This is a genomic window from Actinoplanes sp. NPDC026623 (assembly GCF_040638275.1).
In the GTDB taxonomy this organism is placed as follows: domain Bacteria; phylum Actinomycetota; class Actinomycetes; order Mycobacteriales; family Micromonosporaceae; genus Actinoplanes.
The window spans coordinates 51,393-70,260 of record NZ_JBEZXZ010000002.1; the positions used below are offsets into that span (position 1 = coordinate 51,393).

General features: G+C 72.3%; 16 protein-coding genes and 1 pseudogene. 7 read left to right on the forward strand and 10 right to left on the reverse strand.

From position 1 onward, the window contains the following. Positions 1–7 precede the first annotated feature (7 nt). A complete protein-coding gene (gene pstA, locus AB0F10_RS00970; protein ID WP_360619608.1) occupies positions 8–1,090 on the forward strand; it encodes a phosphate ABC transporter permease PstA in 1,083 nt (360 codons plus the stop codon). A 12-nt stretch (positions 1,091–1,102) separates the two neighbouring features. Continuing rightward, positions 1,103–1,879 carry a phosphate ABC transporter ATP-binding protein PstB gene (gene pstB / locus AB0F10_RS00975; protein WP_360619610.1) on the forward strand — a complete coding sequence of 259 codons (777 nt, stop codon included), beginning with the start codon at positions 1,103–1,105 and terminating at the stop codon, positions 1,877–1,879. 28 nt (positions 1,880–1,907) lie between these two features. On the opposite strand, the gene AB0F10_RS00980 is transcribed toward pstB, so the two are convergent. Then, complete coding sequence (locus AB0F10_RS00980; RefSeq protein ID WP_360619612.1) at positions 1,908–2,693, reverse strand: NUDIX domain-containing protein; 786 nt, start codon at positions 2,691–2,693, stop codon at positions 1,908–1,910. 87 nt (positions 2,694–2,780) lie between these two features. Here AB0F10_RS00980 and AB0F10_RS00985 point away from each other — a divergent pair, with 87 nt between their 5' ends. Beyond that, positions 2,781–3,758 carry a Gfo/Idh/MocA family oxidoreductase gene (locus tag AB0F10_RS00985; protein ID WP_360619613.1) on the forward strand — a complete coding sequence of 326 codons (978 nt, stop codon included), beginning with the start codon at positions 2,781–2,783 and terminating at the stop codon, positions 3,756–3,758. Positions 3,759–3,819: 61 nt separating this feature from the next. On the opposite strand, the gene AB0F10_RS00990 is transcribed toward AB0F10_RS00985, so the two are convergent. From AB0F10_RS00990 to AB0F10_RS01000, 3 genes are all read right to left on the reverse strand, one after another. Then, positions 3,820–4,827, reverse strand: a complete 1,008-nt coding sequence (locus AB0F10_RS00990; protein ID WP_360619615.1) for an inorganic phosphate transporter — start codon at positions 4,825–4,827, stop codon at positions 3,820–3,822. Positions 4,828–4,830: 3 nt separating this feature from the next. Further along, positions 4,831–5,457: a DUF47 family protein gene (locus AB0F10_RS00995; RefSeq protein WP_360619617.1), complete on the reverse strand. Its 627-nt coding sequence runs from the start codon at positions 5,455–5,457 to the stop codon at positions 4,831–4,833. A 145-nt stretch (positions 5,458–5,602) separates the two neighbouring features. Continuing rightward, complete coding sequence (locus AB0F10_RS01000) at positions 5,603–6,571, reverse strand: hypothetical protein (protein ID WP_360619618.1); 969 nt, start codon at positions 6,569–6,571, stop codon at positions 5,603–5,605. A gap of 110 nt (positions 6,572–6,681) precedes the next feature. On the opposite strand from AB0F10_RS01000, the gene sigJ reads away from it, so the two are divergent. Further along, the gene (sigJ, locus tag AB0F10_RS01005) at positions 6,682–7,566 is read left to right on the forward strand and encodes an RNA polymerase sigma factor SigJ (RefSeq protein ID WP_360619620.1); all 885 of its coding nucleotides are present in this window, start codon (positions 6,682–6,684) and stop codon (positions 7,564–7,566) included. On the opposite strand, the gene AB0F10_RS01010 is transcribed toward sigJ, so the two are convergent. Continuing rightward, complete coding sequence (locus AB0F10_RS01010) at positions 7,549–8,055, reverse strand: DUF402 domain-containing protein (protein ID WP_360619622.1); 507 nt, start codon at positions 8,053–8,055, stop codon at positions 7,549–7,551. The two genes, sigJ and AB0F10_RS01010, sit on opposite strands and share 18 nt — an antisense overlap. A 20-nt stretch (positions 8,056–8,075) precedes the next feature. Here AB0F10_RS01010 and AB0F10_RS01015 point away from each other — a divergent pair, with 20 nt between their 5' ends. Next, positions 8,076–10,130: an ATP-dependent DNA helicase gene (locus tag AB0F10_RS01015; protein WP_360619624.1), complete on the forward strand. Its 2,055-nt coding sequence runs from the start codon at positions 8,076–8,078 to the stop codon at positions 10,128–10,130. Between the two features lie 45 nt (positions 10,131–10,175). Here AB0F10_RS01015 and AB0F10_RS01020 read toward each other — a convergent pair whose 3' ends face one another. Continuing rightward, positions 10,176–11,462 carry an AI-2E family transporter gene (locus tag AB0F10_RS01020; protein ID WP_360619625.1) on the reverse strand — a complete coding sequence of 429 codons (1,287 nt, stop codon included), beginning with the start codon at positions 11,460–11,462 and terminating at the stop codon, positions 10,176–10,178. Between the two features lie 105 nt (positions 11,463–11,567). Here AB0F10_RS01020 and AB0F10_RS01025 point away from each other — a divergent pair, with 105 nt between their 5' ends. Then, positions 11,568–11,864 (forward strand): co-chaperone GroES, encoded by a 297-nt coding sequence (locus AB0F10_RS01025; protein WP_360619722.1) that lies wholly within the window; start codon positions 11,568–11,570, stop codon positions 11,862–11,864. 1,077 nt (positions 11,865–12,941) lie between these two features. Here the strand turns inward: AB0F10_RS01025 and AB0F10_RS01030 are convergent. Both AB0F10_RS01030 and AB0F10_RS01035 read right to left on the reverse strand, forming a co-directional pair. Then, positions 12,942–14,834: pseudogene (locus AB0F10_RS01030) on the reverse strand (PrsW family glutamic-type intramembrane protease); the annotation flags it as partial. Positions 14,835–14,910: 76 nt separating this feature from the next. Then, complete coding sequence (locus tag AB0F10_RS01035) at positions 14,911–16,116, reverse strand: FUSC family protein (RefSeq protein ID WP_360619626.1); 1,206 nt, start codon at positions 16,114–16,116, stop codon at positions 14,911–14,913. Positions 16,117–16,156: 40 nt separating this feature from the next. On the opposite strand from AB0F10_RS01035, the gene AB0F10_RS01040 reads away from it, so the two are divergent. Continuing rightward, a complete protein-coding gene (locus AB0F10_RS01040; protein WP_360619628.1) occupies positions 16,157–16,795 on the forward strand; it encodes a metal-dependent phosphohydrolase in 639 nt (212 codons plus the stop codon). On the opposite strand, the gene AB0F10_RS01045 is transcribed toward AB0F10_RS01040, so the two are convergent. Continuing rightward, positions 16,779–17,048 carry a DUF4031 domain-containing protein gene (locus AB0F10_RS01045; RefSeq protein ID WP_360619629.1) on the reverse strand — a complete coding sequence of 90 codons (270 nt, stop codon included), beginning with the start codon at positions 17,046–17,048 and terminating at the stop codon, positions 16,779–16,781. The genes AB0F10_RS01040 and AB0F10_RS01045 overlap by 17 nt on opposite strands. Continuing rightward, positions 17,045–18,844 (reverse strand): glycerol-3-phosphate dehydrogenase/oxidase, encoded by a 1,800-nt coding sequence (locus tag AB0F10_RS01050; RefSeq protein WP_360619631.1) that lies wholly within the window; start codon positions 18,842–18,844, stop codon positions 17,045–17,047. The genes AB0F10_RS01045 and AB0F10_RS01050 overlap by 4 nt, the downstream gene beginning before the upstream one ends. Positions 18,845–18,868 lie beyond the last annotated feature (24 nt).

Genomic DNA, 18,868 nt, shown 5'->3' on the forward strand with positions numbered 1-18,868 from the left:
GCCGAGCATGAGCCTGCTGGAGAGTGAAGCCGCCGGCGTGGCGATGACGCCGGACAACATTCGCAGCCGGCGGCTGCCGCTGCTCAACAACCTCGGCGTCGTCGTCGCGGCGCTCGCCGTCGCCGCCGTGATCGTGTATGGGTTCGGCATCGGCGGCTGGGTGCTCGTGGTCGTGCTCGGCACCGTGTTCTACCTGGCCGGGCTCTACGTCGCGGCCTCCCGGGTGGAGGGCCGCCGCTCGGCCCGCGACCGCATCTGGAAGACGCTGATCTACACGGCCTGCATCCTGGCCATCCTGCCGCTGGCCGCGGTCGTCTGGACGCTGGTGACGAAGGGAATCGCCCGCCTCGACGGCAACTTCTTCGGCACCTCGATGAACAACATCGGCGCCCGGGACCCGGACGGCGGCGCGTACCACGCGATCGTCGGCACGCTGCTGCAGGTCGGGCTCGCCACCCTGATGGCGGTGCCGCTCGGCGTGCTCGGCGCGATCTACCTGGTCGAATACGGCCGCGGCCGGTTCGCCCTGACGGTCCGCTTCTTCGTCGACGTCATGACCGGCATCCCGTCGATCGTCGCCGGCCTGTTCATCCTGGCGTTCTGGGTGCTCAAGGTCAGCCCGATCTTCAACAACGGCACCCCGCGCTACTCCGGCTTCGCCGCCTCGCTGGCGCTGACGGTGCTGATGCTGCCGACGATCGTGCGGTCCACCGAGGAGATGCTCCGCCTGGTGCCCGGCCCGCTGCGCGAGGGTGCGTACGCGCTGGGTGTTCCGCAGTGGAAGACGATCCTCAAGGTCGTGCTGCCCACCGCGCTGCCCGGCATCGTCACCGGCGTCATGCTCTCGGTCGCCCGCGCGGCCGGCGAGACGGCACCGGTCCTGCTCGTCGCCGGCGGTGCCGCGGCGATCAACTTCGACCCGTTCGCCGGCAACCAGTCGTCGCTGGCGCTCTTCGTCTACCAGCAGGCCGGCGACGCGTCGAAGTACGCGCCGCAGCGGGCCTGGACGGCGGCGCTGACGCTCGTCGCCCTGGTGCTGGCCCTGACCATCGCAGCCAAGCTGCTCGCCCGCCGCAACCGGCTGTCCTGAGAGGTGTCCCCCATGGCCAAGCGCATCGAGGCGAGCAACGTCTCGTCCTACTACGGCTCGTTCAAGGCGATCGACAACGTCTCCATGACGGTGGAGCCGAAGACGATCACCGCCCTGATCGGCCCGTCCGGCTGCGGCAAGTCCACCTTCCTGCGGTCGGTCAACCGCATGCACGAGGTGCTGCCCAACACCCGCATCGAGGGCCGGCTGACGATCGACGACCAGAACATCTACGACGCCGACGTCGACGTCACCGCCGTGCGCCGGATGATCGGCATGGTCTTCCAGCGCCCCAACCCGTTCCCGACGATGTCGATCTACGAGAACGTGGTCGCGGGCCTGAAGCTCAACGGCGTCCGCAAGAAGGCGCTGCTGGACGAGGCGGCCGAGAAGTCGCTGCGGGCGGCGAACCTGTGGGACGAGGTCAAGGACCGCCTCGCCCGCCCCGGCGCCGGCCTCTCCGGCGGCCAGCAGCAGCGCCTCTGCATCGCCCGTACCATCGCGGTCGAGCCGCAGGTCGTGCTCATGGACGAACCCTGCTCGGCGCTCGACCCGATCTCGACGCTGGCGATCGAGGACCTGATGTTCAAGCTGAAGGACCGCTTCACGATCATCATCGTCACGCACAACATGCAGCAGGCCGCCCGGGTCAGCGACAAGACCGGCTTCTTCTCGATCGACAAGACCGGCGACCCCGGCCGCCTCATCGAGTACGGCGACACGCAGAAGATCTTCAGCAACCCCGCCGAGAAGAAGACCGAGGACTACATCACGGGCCGCTTCGGCTAGGTCCTTTCGCCATCCATGCGAAAGGGACCTAGGGCAGGTGCAGGACGGCGCCGCCGTCGGTCAGCTCGACCCGGGGCATGACCGGCTCGGCGGCGTCGCGGCCGGCCGAGGCCGCGACGACCCCCTCGATGCCTTCGTACGCGGACAGATCGTTCAGCATCACCCGCGTAGGTGGCAGCATGGTCAGGCCGTTGGCGGCCGCCGGGCTGATCCAGGTGGTCCGGTCAGCCTCGCCGGACACGTCCCGGGCGGTCTGCGACTGCGGCAGCAGGGCGACGAAGAACCAGGTGTCGAAGCGCCTCGGCTCGAACTCCGGCGTGATCCACCGGGCCCACGGCAGCAGCAGGTCGTCGCGCAGCAGCAGGTCCCGGCTCCGCAGCAGGTCGGTCATCGTCAGCTCGCGCCGCTGCACGGCCGCGCGTTCGGCCTCCCACTCCGGCCCGCTGACATCACCGACGGTGCGGTCCGGCTGCTGCCGCGGGCCGGCCAGCAGGACGCCGGCCTCCTCGAAGAGCTCGCGGGCCGCCGCGCCCACCACCGCCCGGGCCTCGTCCTGCGGCACGCCCAGGCGCCGTGACCAGTCCTGCTTGATCGTCTCGGGGCGGTCGTTCGCGTCGACGCCGCCGCCCGGGAACGCGTACACGCCGCCGAAGACCATCGTGGTGGCGCGGCGCAGGACGTACACCTCGAAGGCCTCGTCGGCCGGCCGCAGCAGGACGACGGTGGCCGCGGGGCGGGCGGACGCCGGGGTGCCGCTGAAGTCGCGGGCCCGCTGCACCATGGCCGCCGGCAGCGGCATCGATTCGCTCACCATCTGATCCTCCCCCATCCGACCGCCCCACCCACCACCCGAAGTCAGGCTGAAGGCGTTATTCGCCGTAGGGGCGATACGGTGACGATCATGACCGAGAAAGCTGTCCGCTGGGGCGTCCTTGGCACCGGCGGCATCGCCGCCACGTTCGCGGCCGACCTTCCGCTCGTGCCCGGCGCCGAGCTGGCCGCCGTCGGCTCCCGCACCCCCGAGGCCGCGGCGGCGTTCGCCGGCCGGCACGGCTTCGCCCGCTCGCACGGCTCCTGGGCGGAGCTGGCCGCCGACCCCGACGTCGACGTGATCTACGTGGCGACACCGCACGCGGCGCACTTCGACGCGGCGATGACCTGTCTCGAGGGCGGTAAGGCGGTGCTCTGCGAGAAGCCGATGACCCTGGACCTGGCCTCGTCCACGGCCCTGGTGCAGGAGGCGCGTGACCGCGGCGTGTTCCTGATGGAGGCCATGTGGATGCGCCTCAACCCGGCGATCCGCCGCATGGTGGAGCTGATCCACGCCGGCGCGATCGGCGAGGTGACGAACATCCACGCGGACTTCGGCCTGCAGGGCCCCTTCCCGGCCACCCACCGGCTGCGCGACCCCGCGCTGGGCGGCGGCGCGCTGATGGACCTCGGCGTCTACCCGATCAACCTGGCGCACCTGATCCTCGGCGCGCCGGCGGCGGTGCACAGCTGGGCCCGGCTGACCCCGGAGGGCGTCGACGACAACACGGGAATCCTGCTGGGCTGGGACTCCGGTGCGGTCGCGGCCCTGTCCTGCAGCCTGGTCGGCGAGACCCGCACCGCGGCGTCGATCACCGGCACGCTGGGGCGGATCGACCTGCCGCAGGGCTTCTTCGTGCCGCGCGGCTTCGTGCTGCACCGGGCCGGCCAGGCGACGGAGGACATCTCCTACCCGTTCCCGGGCAGCGGCTACCAGTACGAGGCGGTGGAGGTGCAGCGCTGCCTCGCCGCGGGCCTGCGGGAGAGCCCGCTGATGCCGCACGCGACGACCCTGGAGATCATGAGCCTGCTGGACACGATCCGCGCCCAGATCGGCGTCGCCTACTGACGGAGCTTGTTTATCGGCGAAGCTCGGGGCCCGACCCCTCGGTGCGGCCGGGCCCTGCGGCTCAGCTGAAGAGCGGCTTCACCAGGAAGTAGACGACGCAGGCGATCAGCGCCGCCGCCGGGAACGTGGTGATCCAGGCGATCACGATGTTGCCGGCCATGTTCCAGCGGACCGCGCTCAGGCGCTTCGTCGCGCCGACGCCCATGATCGCCGAGGTGATCGTGTGAGTCGTCGAGATCGGCGCGTGCAGGACCAGCGCGTTGAAGAACAGCACGGAGCTCGCCACCATCTCGGCCGCGAAGCCCTCCGCCGGACCCAGATCGATGATCTTGCGGCCGAGCGTGCGGATGATGCGCCAGCCGCCCGCGTAGGTTCCCGCCGCCAGCACCAGCGCCGACGTCCAGAACACCCACCACGGAATGTGTGACGGGCTGTCCTGGAAGCCGCCCGTGTAGAGCGCCAGGACGATGATGCCCATCGTCTTCGCCGCGTCCTGCATGCCGTGGCCGACCGACATGAAGGCCGCCGAGACCGTCTGTGCGTGACGAAAGCCGCGGCTGAGCCTGCCCGGTTGGCCGCGGCGGAAGATCCACATGATCGCGACCATGACGATGAAGCCCAGGATGAAGCCGGCGAACGGCGAGAGCACCATCGGGATCAGGACCTTGTCGATGATGCTGCCCCACAGGACTGTGCCGTGGCTGGCGAACAACGTCGCGCCGACCAGGCCGCCGAAGAGCGCGTGCGACGAGGAGGACGGCAGGCCGAAATACCAGGTGATCAGGTTCCAGGCGATCGCGCCGACAACGCCGGCGAAGACCACCCCCAGGCCGGATACGCCTTTCGGGAGGCTGACCAGCCCTTCGCCGACCGTCTTGGCCACCTCCTTGCCGAAATACGCGCCGACGAGGTTGCCGATCGCGGCCATCGCAAGGGCCACGCGCGGGGTCAGGGCCCGGGTACTGACGCTGGTGGCGATGGCGTTCGCCGCGTCGTGGAAGCCGTTGGTGTAGTCGAAGGCCATCGCGGCGATGATCACCGCGATAACGGCTATGAGCTCGGGGGACAAGGTCTAGGACTCCTTGACCGTGATGGTCTCGACCGTGTTCGCCACGTGCTCGAAGGCGTCGCAGGCGGCCTCCAGCTCGTCGGCGACCTCCTTCATCTTCAGGACCGTCAGCGCGTCGTACTCGCCGGAGAAGAGGCGGACCAGCAGCATCCGGTACGCCCGGTCACCGTCGTTCTCCAGGCGGTTGATCTCGATCCAGTACTCCTCGAGATTCTTCATGGTCTTGAGCCGCGGCATCGCGTCCGCGGTGATCTTGGCCTGCTGGTCGAGCACGGTCACCAGCTCGTGCATCTCGCGCGGCAGCGACGGCAGCGCGGTGAGCCCGTACAGGTAGAGCAGGTTGCCGACCGCCTCGAGGTGGTCCATCACGTCGTCGAGCTGCGAGCCCAGCTGGTAGATGTCCTCGCGGTCGAACGGCGTGATGAAGGTCGAGTTGATCTTCTTGTACAGCGTGTGGGTGATCTCGTCGCTGTCGTGCTCGACATCGGTGAGCCGGTCGCTGACCGACTGCACGTCCGCGCCGGGCAGGGCGAGCTCGTTGAGCAGCGCGGTGCCCTTGACGAGGTTCTGGGCGGCGCGGCTGAACAGCTCGAAAAAGGCGCCCTCGGTGGGGCGGAAGGAGAACTTCACGGCGCGAACCTCGATCGAGGAGTGGACGAGACGGAGGAATGCTAGGTAACCCCTCCCCGGTTGCCGATCTCGCCCACCCCTGCTTAGCGGCAGTTCAAGGCGCGTTCACTTGCCGTTAACCTGGGATGCCGTCTATCTGGTTGCTTCAGACAGTTTGGGCGATGTCAGGTCGCGACGCGTTCGGTCGCGGGGTCGGCGTGAGGCGGCGGCCCACCGACGCGGACGGCATCCGCGGCGCGGCCGGGCGGGACACCGGATGCCGGCGCAGGTGCCGGGCCAGGCCGACCTGGTCGACGTCGGCGATGACGTCCACGCCGGCGGCGCCGAGCTCGGCCCAGATCGCCCGCCGGGCCCGCCGGTTACCCTCGGGCAGCCCCGAGAACCGCACGGTGCGGCCGTCCTCGTGCGCGGCGCGGACCATCGCGTGCAGCAGGTGCCGCTCCTCGGCGGAGATCGGCTCGCGCCCGTCCCAGCCGAACCGCCGGTTCCACGCCTCGCTGACCATCGGCGCCAGCGCGGGCGGCGCGGAGGCGGTGCCGAGGTCGTCGAAGGTGCCGTCGGCGAACGCGTACCGGCGGCGCTGGCCGGCGAGCAGCTCGCGGACGTCGACGATGCCCGCGATGATCACGGTGATCGCGCCCGGGTCGATCTGCCCGTCGACGCAGCGGGTCAGCAGCGGGGCGTGGTCACGCAACTGCTGATCAAGCATCCGGAACGCCCGCAGCAGCATGTCGGCGTCCCGGGTGGGACCGGCGAACTCGACGACGAGCCGGAACGGCACCCGTTGATCGCGGCAGAGGCGGCCGCCGCGCGCGTGAACCCGGGCGAAGAGCGGGGAGAGCACCAGCCGGCGCAGCGTGCGGCCGGGCTGCGGCCCCCCGGGCCCCATGAACAACTCGCCGTGCGGGCCCGGCCGGACCGGCACGGTGAGGCCGGCCAGCCCGCGCCGCAGCACGTCGGGCAGTGGATCAATGACCTGGTCTCCGACGAGCGCGTGCCCGGCCGGCAGGTACGCGCGCGGACGCCGGGCCACCGCGACCCCGACGGTCGCCGCGCCGGCGGCCCCCGTGACCCCGGCAAGACCGCCGAGGAGCGTCGCCACGTCGTTCGTCATCGCCTGCCCCCGCCCCGAGTACGTGAAATAGGACTAAATGGTCTTATAGCGCTCACCACTGTGTCACATGAGACACCTGTGGCAAGGCAATCTCGCGCAGAATTTCATTCATGCCGTCGGACGAGTTCGAAGCTGAGCGCCCCCGTCTACTCGCGGTCGCGTACCGGATGCTGGGCAGCCGGGCCGAGGCCGAGGACGTCGTGCAGGAGGCCTGGCTGCGATATCACGCCGCCCGGACCGGCGGCGGGATCCGTGATCTGCGGGCCTGGCTGACCACGATCACCGGGCGCCTCTGCCTGGACGTGCTCAGGTCGGCCCGGGTGCGCCGCGAGGCGTACCCGGGTCCCTGGCTGCCGGAACCGGTCGTGTCGCCGGCGGAGGACCCGGCCGAGAAGGTCGCCCAGCGCACGGAGGTGAGCCTGGCGCTGCTCGTCGTGCTGGAACGGCTGACGCCGGAGCAGCGGGTCGCGGTCGTGCTGCACGACGCGTTCGAGATGCCCTTCGACGAGGTCGCCGCGGTGCTCGACACCAGCGCCGGCGCGGCACGCCAGCACGCGTCCCGGGGCCGCCGCGCGGTCGCCGAGGGCCGGCCCCGGCACAATGCGGACGTCGCCGAGCAGCGGGCGGTGCTGGAGGCGTTCCTGGCGGCGGCGTCCTCCGGCGACCTGCGCGCCCTCGCGGCCGTGCTCGCGCCCGAGGTCGTGGCGATCGGTGACGGCGGCGGCGTGGTCAGGGCGGGCCGCAGGCCGATCCTCGGACCGGACCGGGTGGCCCGCTTCTACGCGGGAATCCTGCGCAAGATCACCGAAAGTGCCCACGGCGTCACGATGGAGCCGATCCTGGTGAACGGAGACGCGGGTGTGCTGATCCGCGGCGACTACCCGGACGGGCGAAGGCTGCTCTCCGTGCTGAGCGCCGCCGTCTCGGACGGCCGCATCACGGCCGTCTACAACCAGGCCAACCCCGCCAAGCTGGCGTCAGTCGACGACCGCTGACAGCCATTTCCGGTAGGCGGACGCGAACGGCTCGGAGCCGTCGCCCAGGGCGGTGAAGAGGAGCCCGGCCGCGGCGTGCGCCTCGGCGACGACCTCCGCGGTGTAGCCGTACGCGAGCCGGTGCTCCTCGAACTCGTCCTCGTCGCGAAGCTCGATCAGCCCGGTGTCGCGCCGGCGCGAGACGTCGAGGTCGAGGTCGACGATGTGCACCGTGTCGCCCTCCCAGCGCGCGGGGGTGGCGACGTCGCAGTAGACCTCGCTGGTGCGCGGCGGCGGGTTGAACATCCCGGTCCACCAGGCGTGATGCGGGATGAACAGGACGAACGGGATCTGCTCCACGGAAGGCTGACCGTGGTAGACGGAAACCGTGCCGCGCGTCACACCGACCCAGACTCCCAGGTCGTCCTCGTTGAGCCTGCGCGCGGGATAGTCCCGGTGAGCGGTGCCGTCGTACTTCGTGTAGACGACCCGGACCATCTCGCTCGGCATGACAAGACACTAACGGTGACATGGTTTCGTCGGTGGTGGCGGGTACGGTCTCCGACGTGACCGCCGCGACCCGCAAGAAGGCAACCGCGTCCCAGCTTCTCGCCGCCGCCGTCGGCGCGGTGCCGGGAGGGGCGTCCCGGCCGGGACAGGAGCAGATGGCCGCGGCCATCGAGCGGGCGGTGAAGGAGCGCGAGCACCTGCTGGTGCAGGCCGGCACCGGCACCGGCAAGTCCCTGGCCTATCTGACGCCGGCGCTGCTGGTCGACGGCCCGGTGGTGGTCTCGACCGCCACGCTGGCGCTGCAGAACCAGCTTGTCGAGCACGACCTGCCCCGCCTGGCCGACGCGGTGGAGCCGGTGCTGGGCCGCCGCCCGACGTTCGCGGTGCTCAAGGGCAGGCACCACTACCTCTGCGTGGCCAAGCTCGAGCACGCCGACGAGGAGGGCCCCACCGACACCCTCTTCGACGACGCGCCGCCGAAGGCGACCCAGTGGCTGGGCGAGGCGGGCAAGCTGGGAAAGCAGATCATCCGCGTCCGGCAGTGGGCGGAGAAGACCACGACCGGCGACCGCGACGAGCTCGACCCCGGCGTGGACGAGACCGCCTGGCGCCAGGTGTCGATGCCGGCCCGCGACTGCGTGGGCGCCGGCCGCTGCCCCTACGGCGCGGAGTGCTTCGCCGAGGCGTCCCGGGTCCGGGCCCGCGAGGCCGACATCGTGGTGACCAACCACAGCCTCCTCGCGGTCGACATGCTGGCGGAGCGCAACATCGTGCCCCCGCACAAGCTGCTGATCGTGGACGAGGCCCATGAGCTCGCCGACCGGGTCTCCTCGGCGGCCCAGGCGGAGCTGACCCCCGAGGCGGTCGAGCGGGCCTCGAAACGGGCCCGGCCGCTGATCTCCCCGGCGGCGGCCGAGTCGCTCGCGGAGGCGGCCGACTCGCTGACGGTCGGCCTCGGCGACATCCCGGCGGGCCGGCTGACCACCGGGCTGCCGCCGCTGCTGCACCAGGCGGTCCTGCTGATCGACTCGGCCACCCGGGCGGCCCTGGACGCGATCGGCGACGTCAAGAACGACGACCCCGATCCGGTGCGCAAGCAGCAGGCGAAGGCCATCCTGGACGACATCTCGACGACGGCGCAGCGCCTGCTGGAGGAGTCGGAGTTCGACGTCGCCTGGGTGGAGAAGTCCGACCTGGGAAACGGCCGCCGGGCGCTGGTGGTGGCGCCGCTGTCGGTGGCCGGCACCCTGGCCACCAACCTCTACGACGAGCGCACCGTGGTCGCCACCTCGGCGACGCTGACGCTGGGCGGCCGCTTCGACACCGTGGCCAGATCCCTGGGCCTGCCGACGGCGGCCCCGGTTCCGGCGGCCCGGGCGGCCGCGGCACCCCCGGTCTCCGGCGACGGCTGGAGCTCCCTCGACGTCGGCTCCCCCTTCGACTACCCCCGCCAGGGCATCCTCTACGTGGCCTCGCACCTGCCGCGACCGGCGGCGTCCGGCCTGCCGGACGCGGCCGGCGAGGAGCTGATCAAGCTGGTGACGGCGCTCGGCGGCCGCACCCTCGGCCTGTTCTCGTCCCGGCGCGCCGCGACACAGGCCGCGGAGCTGCTCCGGGCCCGCACCGACCTGCCGGTGCTCCTGCAGGGCGAGGAGTCCCTGCCGATCCTGGTCCGCAAGTTCCGGGAGCAGCGGGAGAGCTGCCTGTTCGGCGTGATGTCCCTCTGGCAGGGCGTCGACGTGCCGGGCGACGCCTGCCAGCTGGTCGTGATCGACCGCCTGCCGTTCCCCCGCCCGGATGAACCCCTGGCGGCGGCTCGCGCGGCGGCGGTGGACGCCGGCGGCGGCTCGGGCTTCGCCGCGGTGAGCGTCCCCATCGCCGCGGTCCGGCTGGCGCAGGGCGTCGGCCGGCTGATCCGCTCCACCGGCGACAAGGGCGTGGTGGCGGTGCTGGACTCCCGCCTGGAGACGGCGCGCGGCTACGGCGCCTTCCTGCGCCAGTCCCTCCCCCCGTTCTGGTATACGACCAGGCCGGAGGTGGCGCTCGGCGCCCTGGAGCGCCTGGCGAAATCCTGAATGCCGGGCCCGGCCGGGATCGCGGCTCTCCGGCCGGCCCCGGGCTCAGGTCGCCGGCTCCGTCTCGATGACGACGGGGTCCGGCGGCACCCCGGGCGGCCGCTGAACCAGCCGGCGGACACCCGTGTTCATGACGGCGATCAGCGGCACGGCGACCAGCGCGCCCACGATCCCGGCCAGGACCACGCCGGAGGCGATTCCGATGATCACGACGAGCGGGTGGATGGCGACCGCCCGGCCCATGATCAGCGGCTGCAGGATGTGACCCTCGAGCTGCTGCACGAGGATCACCGCGCCCAGCACTATGAGCGCGACCACCCAGCCCTCGTCCACCAGCGCGACCAGCACCGCCACCGCACCGGAGACGCTCGCACCCACGATCGGGATGAACGCGCCCAGGAACACCAGCGCCGCCAGCGGGAACGCGAACTGCACGTCGAGGATCACCAGCGCCAGCCCGATGCCGGTCGCGTCGATGAACGCCACCAGCACGGTCGCCCGCACGTAGGACCCGAGCGTCGACCACGACGCGTCACCGGCATCCGCCAGGCTCCACCGGGCGTTGACCGGAAACAACCGCACCAGGAAAATCCAGATCTTGCGGCCGTCGCGCAGGAAGAAGAACGTCGCGAACAGCACCAGCAACGCGCCGGTCATCACCTCGAACAGCGTCGTAGCGGTCGCCAGCCCGGTGGCCGTGAGCGACGACGTGTTAGCGGTGATCCACTTCTGCACCTCATCGCTCGCCTGATTGACCCAGTCGTCCGCCAGGTGCAGCGGACCGTTCTCACCCCACGCCTGTATCTGCTTGATGCCACCGTCGGCGTTCTTGGTCAGCTCCGGCAGCCCCTCGACGAACTGGCTGACCACCAGCGTCAGCGTGCCCGCCACCGCGGCGACGCCGCAGATCAGCACCAGGAACGTCGCGAACGACGGCGGCAGCCGGAAACGCCGCAGCCAGCCGACCGCCGGCGACAGCAGCGCCGACAGCAGCAGCGCGATGGCCAGCGGAATCACGACGATGCTGATGATGCCGATGAAGCGGAGCAGCACCCAGCCGACGACACCGACCACGATCAGCCGCCACGACCAGGCCGCCGCGATCCGCAGCGAGTGCGGCACCTCCGCGTCGTCGCGGCTCGCGGTCGACTGATCGTCGACCGGCGGCTCGGGCGGCGGCATCACAAATTCGGACTCCTCGTCGTCCGGAGTGCGGTCGTTCTCGACCCGTGCGGTGCGCACGGACTCGCGGCCCGACTCGTACGCCCGGCGAAGATTCTTCCGGACCCGTTGCAAGCGGCTCAACCCGCTGACCCCCTCGTCCGTAGTCACGCCGTCCCACCGTAGTCGAGACCGACTCGTCCGCACGTCAGTCGCGGGGCGTACCGTCCTCTCGTGAGCACCGACACCCGTACCGAGGCCGGGCTGCCGATCCGGATGTTGCACGACCGCGTCCTCGTCCGGCTCGACGGGGGCGACGGCGAACGCCGCTCCACCGCCGGCATCGTCATTCCCGCCACCGCCTCGCTGGGCCGCCGCCTGTCCTGGGCCAAGGCCGTCGGCGTAGGGCCGAACGTGCGCTCCATAGTCCTGGGCGACCGGGTGCTGTTCGACCCGGAGGACCGCGCCGAGGTGGAGCTGCACGGCAAGGAGTACGTGCTGTTGCGCGAGCGCGACGTGCATGCCGTGGCGGCGACCCGCGTCGAGGCGGACGGGACCGGCCTGTACCTCTAGTTACGCCCGGAGCAGCGCGAACACCCCCAGCCGAGGCATTCGCGCCGATAGCGCGCGTAGTCGAGCGGATCGCACCGGCCACGCTGACCGCCCGGCACCCCCGACCCAACCGATTTCGGTACGTCCACAGCGGACGTCGAATCAGCCCCGGCGCGGCGTTCCGTCGGCGGGGCCGGGGTCGGCGGGCCACTCGCCGGGTGACCGATCGTGGCCCTGCTGATCACGGCCCTGCTGATCGCGAGCCTGCTGATCGCGAGCCTGCTGATCGCGAGCCTGCTGATCGCGAGCCTGCTGATCGTCGGCCTGCCAGCCGTAGTCCGCTTCTGGCCGGTTCGCGGCCTCGTACCCCTCGCGGGAGTAGTCGATCCAGCCCTCGCCGCCGGAGGCGGCCGGCCGGGTCTGCGGTTCGTCGGCGGCCGGGGGCACGCCGTAGCCCTGCCCGGCGACGGGTCCCCAGCCGGCCGGATCGCCGGCGGCGGGGAAGGCGTCCCTGAGCGGCTGGACGGGTCCGGGGTTTCCGGAGGCGGGTGCCTGGTCGGCGGGCCGGGTGTGGCCGGCGGCCGGTGCGCCGTAGCCGGGGCCGGGGCTCTCGTCGTGGCCGTAGCCGGAGGTGTCCGTCACCGGGGCGCCGGTCGCGGGCTGACCGTAGCCGCCGGCGCCTTGGCCCGGCTGGCTTTCGCCCCAGGCGGCGTCGCCGGGCTGCGCCTGCCCGGGGGCACCGTAACCAGGCTGAGCGCTGTAGCCCGGCTGAGCTTCAGAAACAGGCTGAGCGCCGTAGCCCGGCTGAGCTCCAGAAACAGGCTGAGCGCCGTAACTCGGCTGAGCTCCAGCAGGCTGAGCGCCGTAGCCCGGCTGAGCCCCATAGCCCGGCTGAGCCCCATAACCAGGCTGAGCCCCATAGCCCGGCTGAGCCCCATAACCAGGCTGAGCCCCATAGCCCGGCTGAGCCCCATAGCCCGGCTGAGCCCCATAGCCCGGCTGAGCTCCAGAAGCAGGCTGAGCCCCATAGGCCGGTTGAGCGCCGTAACCGGGCTGAGCCCCATAGCCCGGCTGAGCGCCATAGTCCGGCTGAGCGCCATAGCCCGGCTGAGCGCCATAGCCCGGCTGAGTCCCATAGGCCGGCTGAGCGCCATACCCGGGCTGAGCGCCATAGCCAGGCTGAGCGCCATAGCCAGGCTGAGCGCCATAGCCAGGCTGAGCGCCATAGCCAGGCTGAGCGCCATAGCCAGGCTGAGCCCCATAGCCAGGCTGAGCGCCATAGCCCGGCTGAGCCCCATAGCCAGGCTGAGCCCCATAGCCAGGCTGAGCGCCATAGCCGGGGGCGCCGGCCATTGCCGGGTATGGGGTCGGGGGCAGGCGGACCGGGACCGGGACGACCGGCTCCTCCGGCGCGCTCACCGTTCGCGTGACCCCGTCCGGGAACGCGATCTGATAGGCCGTCCCGTCCCAGAACGCCTGCGGCATCTGCGGGTCCCGGCCGACGAAGACCGACCGGTAGTCCGAGATCAACGTCAGGAGCCGGCGCTCCTCGTCCATCGACTTCTGCAGCTCGTTCGGCGTGCGGTCCAGGCCGCGCTGCATCCCGTCGCGCACCAGCGCCAGCTGCGTTCCCGCGTACTGGAAGCCGCGCATCGCCTTGAGGCCCGCGTCCCCGGCCACGCGCTTGGCCCAGCGCCGCGCCGAATGCCGGCGGCCGAGGCTGCCCATCGTCGCCACCTCCGGCGGCGACAGCCAGCCCGCGCTCACATAGCCCGGCAGGATGCGCTCGCTGATCCGCCCCTCGTAGCTGCGCAGGGCGATCGCGAAGCCGACCACCAGGAAGAAGAACGGGACCATGAAGCCCAGGTAGCCGTACAGCATGATCAGGGTCTCGCCGGTGGCCACCGAGAGCGTCGGCAGCAGGTTGAACGTGCCGTGCAGCATCATCGCCGCGAGCAGGCCCGCGATCGGGGCCAGCCACCGCACCCGGCGCTCGGCCGAGCGGGCGGCCAGGCCCATGCCGATGCCGGTCATCGAGGTGAAGAGCGGGTGCGCGAAGCCGGTGAACAGGATGCGCACGATGAAGATCAGGAAGAGGTTCTGGATGCCGGTCGCCGGGCCGTACTGGTCGACGCCCGACGCGTAGCCGTGACCGCCCAGGTAGAGCACGTTCTCCACCATCGCGAAGCCCAGCGCGGAGAGCCCGCAGTAGACGATGCCGTCGGTGATTCCGGACCATTCCCGGCGGCGGCGCCAGAGCAGCAGGAACGGGCCGAGCGCCTTCATGGACTCCTCGATGAACGGCGCGACGAGCACCGCCACCAGGGCGTCCGGCAGGCCGAGCCGGTCGAAGAGCACGGACGCCGCCGAGTTGACGCCGAGCGCCACCAGGGTCGCCACCGCGGAGCCCCAGGCAAAACAGAAGATCAGATAGCGGGTCGGCTCCGGCTCGTACCGGTCGAGCCAGAGGAAGCATCCGACCAGGACCGGGACCGGCAGGATCGCCGCGCCGAGGCCGACCGCCAGGCCATCGAGGCCGGCGTTGAAGCCCAGAAGGATCAGCATGGCGATCGCGCAGACCGCGATGAAGCCGATCACGAGGGTCAGCGGCAGCCAGCGCCGCCACCCGATCGCCCGCCCGGGCATTCCCGCGACCTTGGCCGGGTCGGGCATCGGCACGTCCGGCGCCGCCTCCCCGGCCGGAAGCGAGACAGGCCCGGCGTCCGGCGCCACGGCACCGGGCACGGCCAAGCTGGGCCCGGCGTCCGCCGCGGCGGTGAACGGGCCGAACGCCGGCGTGGCGTCCGGATAGCCGGGGTTGGGGTAACCGGCCGGCGGCATCGACGGGTCCGCATCCCCCGGGAAGGCGGAGGGCGGCGGCACGAAACCCGCGTAACCGGGCGTCGGCGCGGCGGGTTCCGGCGTCGGGGAGGCCGGAGTCGCGGGGAGGGGTGCCGGGTCGGGCGACCCGCCGGGAGCTACGTCGGCCATGCCGTCAGCGTAGCCACCCCGCCGCACCCCGGCGGTCCCGCAGCGGCGGAAATGGATCAAGGGCGGGAAAACGCCGTCAGGCGGGGCCCCGGCCGGTGGGCCCGGGCCGGGACCGCCCGGGGTTCTTCCGTACGGAACGCGCCCGGCCGTGCCGCCCGATGGCGTGCCGGACCAGGCGCGGCGCCTCGGCGTGCTCGACGCCGGTGGCCCGCAGCAGGTCCGAGACAGTCGTGCGGATCTGCGCCACGACGACCCCGCCGGAGAAGCCGACCCCCTCGTCGTACGCCCGCCCGGCCTCGGCCGCCGCCCGCAGCGCCCGCTCCCGGGTCGCGACCGGCTCGACGCCCTTGGCCCATTCGTCCCGGAGCAGGTCGACGGCGTCGGCGAGCAGCCCGATCGACGCCGACAGGCATTGCGGGATCGGCTCCCCGTCGTCCAGCCCCGTCATCACCCGCCTGGCCAGCACCCGGACGTTGCGCAGCGCATAGGTCAACTGGTCGGCGCCGTCCACGTACAGGCTCAGCGCGCCGCGGGAGCGCCACCGGGCCGGCGCGAAGGCGATGTTCTCGCTGGCGGCGGCCGCGGCCGTGGCGAAGGCCGCGAAGTTGCCCTCCGCGGCCCGCAGCCGGTCGAGCGCCGCCCGCACCTCGTCGGACTCACCCGAGCGCAGCCCGGCCGCGATCGCCCGCATGCCCTCCGCGAGCGCCTCCAGCGCGGGGTCGGCGGCCCGGCGCACCACGGTCAGCGGGTTGAGCGGCAGCAGGATCGTCATCACGGTCAGGCCGACCGCGCCGCCGATGAGCGCGTCGAAGAACCGGCTGAACGGCTGTCCGGGGGTCGTGGCCAGCGTCGCGACCAGCACCGCGGACGAGGCGGACTGCACGACCAGGGGCGTGCCGCCGCCGACCGCCGCCGCGACCACGATCGCCAGCACCACCACCAGGCCGATCTGCCAGCCGCCGCTGCCGATCAGCAGGATGATCGCGTCGCCGATGCCGATGCCGATGGCGACACCGACCACCAGCTCGATCGTGCGCCGCGCCCGCTGGCCGATAGACGAGGCGAGCGTGATGATCGCGGCGATCGGCGCGAAGAACGGGCTGTTCCGGCCGAGCAGGCCGTCGGCGATGAACCAGGCGAGCCCGGCCGCCAGCCCCGCCTGCACGGCGAGCGGGAAGGCACCCCGTACGCGGGAGAATCCGGCACCGGCCGAGGAGCGGGACCGGCCGCCCAGGCCGGCGAGGGCCGCCGCGATCCGGCCCTGCTCCCCGGCGTCCGTCATGTCTGCAGACCCTAACCGGGCACGTGTCAGGATTGCGGCCGTGACGACACATGTTGACCGGTGGGTGCGCGCGGCCCGCGGCGCCGGGGCCGGCGCCGACGACTCCGACCTGGCGGCGGCCGGCGAGTACCTGCTGACCCGCTGGTCCGAGCCGCAACGGCAGTACCACACGGTGGCGCACCTGACCGCCGTGCTGGATGTGATCGACGAACACGCCGGCCTGGCGCCGGGCCCGGATCTGGTCCGGCTCGCCGCCTGGCTGCACGACGCGGTCTACGACCCGCGGGCGCTCGGCGACGCGAACGAACGCGACAGCGCGGAGTTCGCCGAGGGGCTGCTCGCGACGCTCGGGGTGCCGGCCGCGACGGCGGCGGAGGTGGCCCGGCTGGTCGGCCTGACGGCGGGGCACGCGACGGACGAGGACGACCTCGACGGGGAGCTGCTGTGCGACGCCGACCTGGCGATCCTGGCCAGCGCCCCCGACGACTACGCGGCGTACACGGCGGCGATCCGGCGGGAGTACGCGCACGTGCCGGACGACGCCTTCCGCGGCGGCCGCGCGCAGGTGCTGAAGGCGCTGCTGGAACTGCCCTCGATCTACCGGCACCCGCCGCTGCGGGCGGCCTGGGAGGACCGGGCGCGGGCCAATCTCGAGGCCGAGCTCAAGACCTTGGGCTGAGGTGCTTCGGGCGGCGCAGGCCGGCGGCGCGCAGGCGCGCGGAGAGGTCGCGGGACCGGACCAGTGTCGCGCCGAGCCAGAGCGCCGTGGGGAAGCGCGCGGCCGGGATGTCGTAGTGGTCCCGGTCGAACGCCCGCCGCGGCACGCCCAGCATCTCGGCGAAGACGTGCAGCTCGGCGTAGGAGACGTCGCTGGCCAGGTGGGACCAGAGCCGTCCCCGGCCCGGCCAGCGCGGTTCGTCGACGAGGATCAAAGATCGACTTCGAGCATCTCCGTGCCCCGGTCGGCCGCGTAGCCGCGCACGTCGGGCACCCCGAGGCGGGCGGCGTCGGCGGTGAGGTCGTCCGGCATCTTCTGCGACTGCCGTTCGGCCTCCACCCGGGCCAGGTAGTGCTCGATCTCCCGATCGCGTACCGCCTTGTCCCAGCCGAGGGCCTCGCCCATCACGGCGGCCGCGTGCGCGGCGGTCTCGGCGCCGCGGTGCGCGGTCTCGATCGAGATCCTGGTGCGCCGGGTCAGCACGTCGTCCAGGTGCAGGGCGCCCTCGGCCTGCGCCGCGTAGGCGATCTCGGCGGCGAGGTATTCGGGGGCGCCGGCGAGCGGGGTGGCCAGCTCCGGCTTCGCCGCGATCATGGCGAGCAGGTGCACGGTGAGGGTGCCGTAGCGCTCGAGCAGGTGCTCGACGACGCCGGCGGTGACGCCGTGGCGCCGGGCCATGTCCTGCCGGTCGCGCCAGGCGGCGGCGAAGCCGTCGGCGCCCAGCAGCGGAAGCTGATCGGTGCGCGAGGGTCGCGCGGGCCCGCCGAGACGGCGCACGGCCCGGTCGATGACGTCGGCGGCCATGACCCGGTATGTCGTGTATTTGCCGCCGGCGACGAGCAGCAGCCCGAGCATCGGCTCGACGACCGCGTGCTCCCGCGACAGCTTCGAGGTGGAGTCGGCCTCTCCGGAGAGCAGCGGTCGCAGCCCGGCGTAGACGCCCTCGATGTCGTCGGTGGTGAGCGGCCGGTCGAGCACGGTGTTGACCTGGTCGAGCAGGTAGGCGATGTCGCGCGCGGAGGCGGCCGGATGGGAGCGGTCCAGCCGCCAGTCGGTGTCGGTGGTGCCGATGATCCAGTGCCCGCCCCACGGAATGACGAAGAGCACCGAGGTGGGTGTGCGCAGGATCAGCCCGGCCTCGCCGGTGATGGCCGAGCGGGGCACGACGAGGTGCACGCCCTTTGAGGCCCGGACCCGCAGGCCCGGCCGCACGCCGACGTCGCTGAGCATGCGCGACAGGTCGTCGCTCCACACGCCGGTGGCGGCGACGACCGTGCGCGCCCGCACCTCGATCTCGGGCGAGTCGGGGGCCTCGAGATCGCGGACCTTGACGCCGACGACCTCCCGCGCCTCGCGCACGAAGCCGGTGACCCGGGCGCTGGTGACGACGGCGGCGCCGAGGCTGGCCGCGGTGCGGGCCAGGTTGACCACCAGCCGGGCGTCGTCGACCTGGCCGTCGAAGTAGCGGATGGCCCCGGCGATCTTGTCGGCCCGCAGGCTGGGGAAGAGGTGCCGGGCCCCGTCGCGGGTCAGGTGCCGGTGCAGCGGCATGCCCCGCCCGCTGCCGAACACCCCGGCGAACGCGTCGTAGGCGGCGACGCCGAGCCCGTAGTAGGCCCGCTGCCAGACCCGCGCGGGCGGCGAGGCGGCGGGCAGCGGCACGAGGATCGGCACCGGCCGCACGAGGTGCGGCGCGAGGCGGCTGGTGAGCAGGCCGCGCTCGGTCAGCGCCTCGTGCACGAGGTGAAGCTCGAGCTGCTCGAGGTAGCGAAGGCCGCCGTGGATCAGCTTGCTGGACCGGCTGGACGTGCCGGCGGCGAGGTCGCGGGCCTCGACCAGCGCCACGCTCAGGCCGCGCGAGGCGGCGTCCAGGGCGGCGCCGGCGCCGGTTACCCCGCCGCCGATGACGAGGACGTCGAACTGCTCGTCGCGCAGCCGGCGCAGATCGGAGACGCGACGGATCGGGGAGAGCCGGCCGGCGGCATATCGGGAGACGGAGGGTGAGCGCACAACCCCCACGTTAGCGCTGACGTG

What these genes read in the sequence shown, in the direction of transcription:
- pstA (WP_360619608.1), top strand. Translation starts at nt 8, where the DNA reads ATGAGCCTGCTGGAGAGTGAAGCCGCCGGCGTGGCGATGACGCCGGAC.
- AB0F10_RS01015 (WP_360619624.1), top strand. Translation starts at nt 8,076, where the DNA reads ATGGTTTCGTCGGTGGTGGCGGGTACGGTCTCCGACGTGACCGCCGCG.
- AB0F10_RS00980 (WP_360619612.1), bottom strand. Translation starts at nt 2,693, where the DNA reads ATGGTGAGCGAATCGATGCCGCTGCCGGCGGCCATGGTGCAGCGGGCC.
- AB0F10_RS01010 (WP_360619622.1), bottom strand. Translation starts at nt 8,055, where the DNA reads ATGCCGAGCGAGATGGTCCGGGTCGTCTACACGAAGTACGACGGCACC.
- AB0F10_RS01035 (WP_360619626.1), bottom strand. Translation starts at nt 16,116, where the DNA reads ATGACGGACGCCGGGGAGCAGGGCCGGATCGCGGCGGCCCTCGCCGGC.
- AB0F10_RS00985 (WP_360619613.1), top strand. Translation starts at nt 2,781, where the DNA reads ATGACCGAGAAAGCTGTCCGCTGGGGCGTCCTTGGCACCGGCGGCATC.
- pstB (WP_360619610.1), top strand. Translation starts at nt 1,103, where the DNA reads ATGGCCAAGCGCATCGAGGCGAGCAACGTCTCGTCCTACTACGGCTCG.
- AB0F10_RS01000 (WP_360619618.1), bottom strand. Translation starts at nt 6,571, where the DNA reads ATGACGAACGACGTGGCGACGCTCCTCGGCGGTCTTGCCGGGGTCACG.
- AB0F10_RS01025 (WP_360619722.1), top strand. Translation starts at nt 11,568, where the DNA reads ATGTTGCACGACCGCGTCCTCGTCCGGCTCGACGGGGGCGACGGCGAA.
- sigJ (WP_360619620.1), top strand. Translation starts at nt 6,682, where the DNA reads ATGCCGTCGGACGAGTTCGAAGCTGAGCGCCCCCGTCTACTCGCGGTC.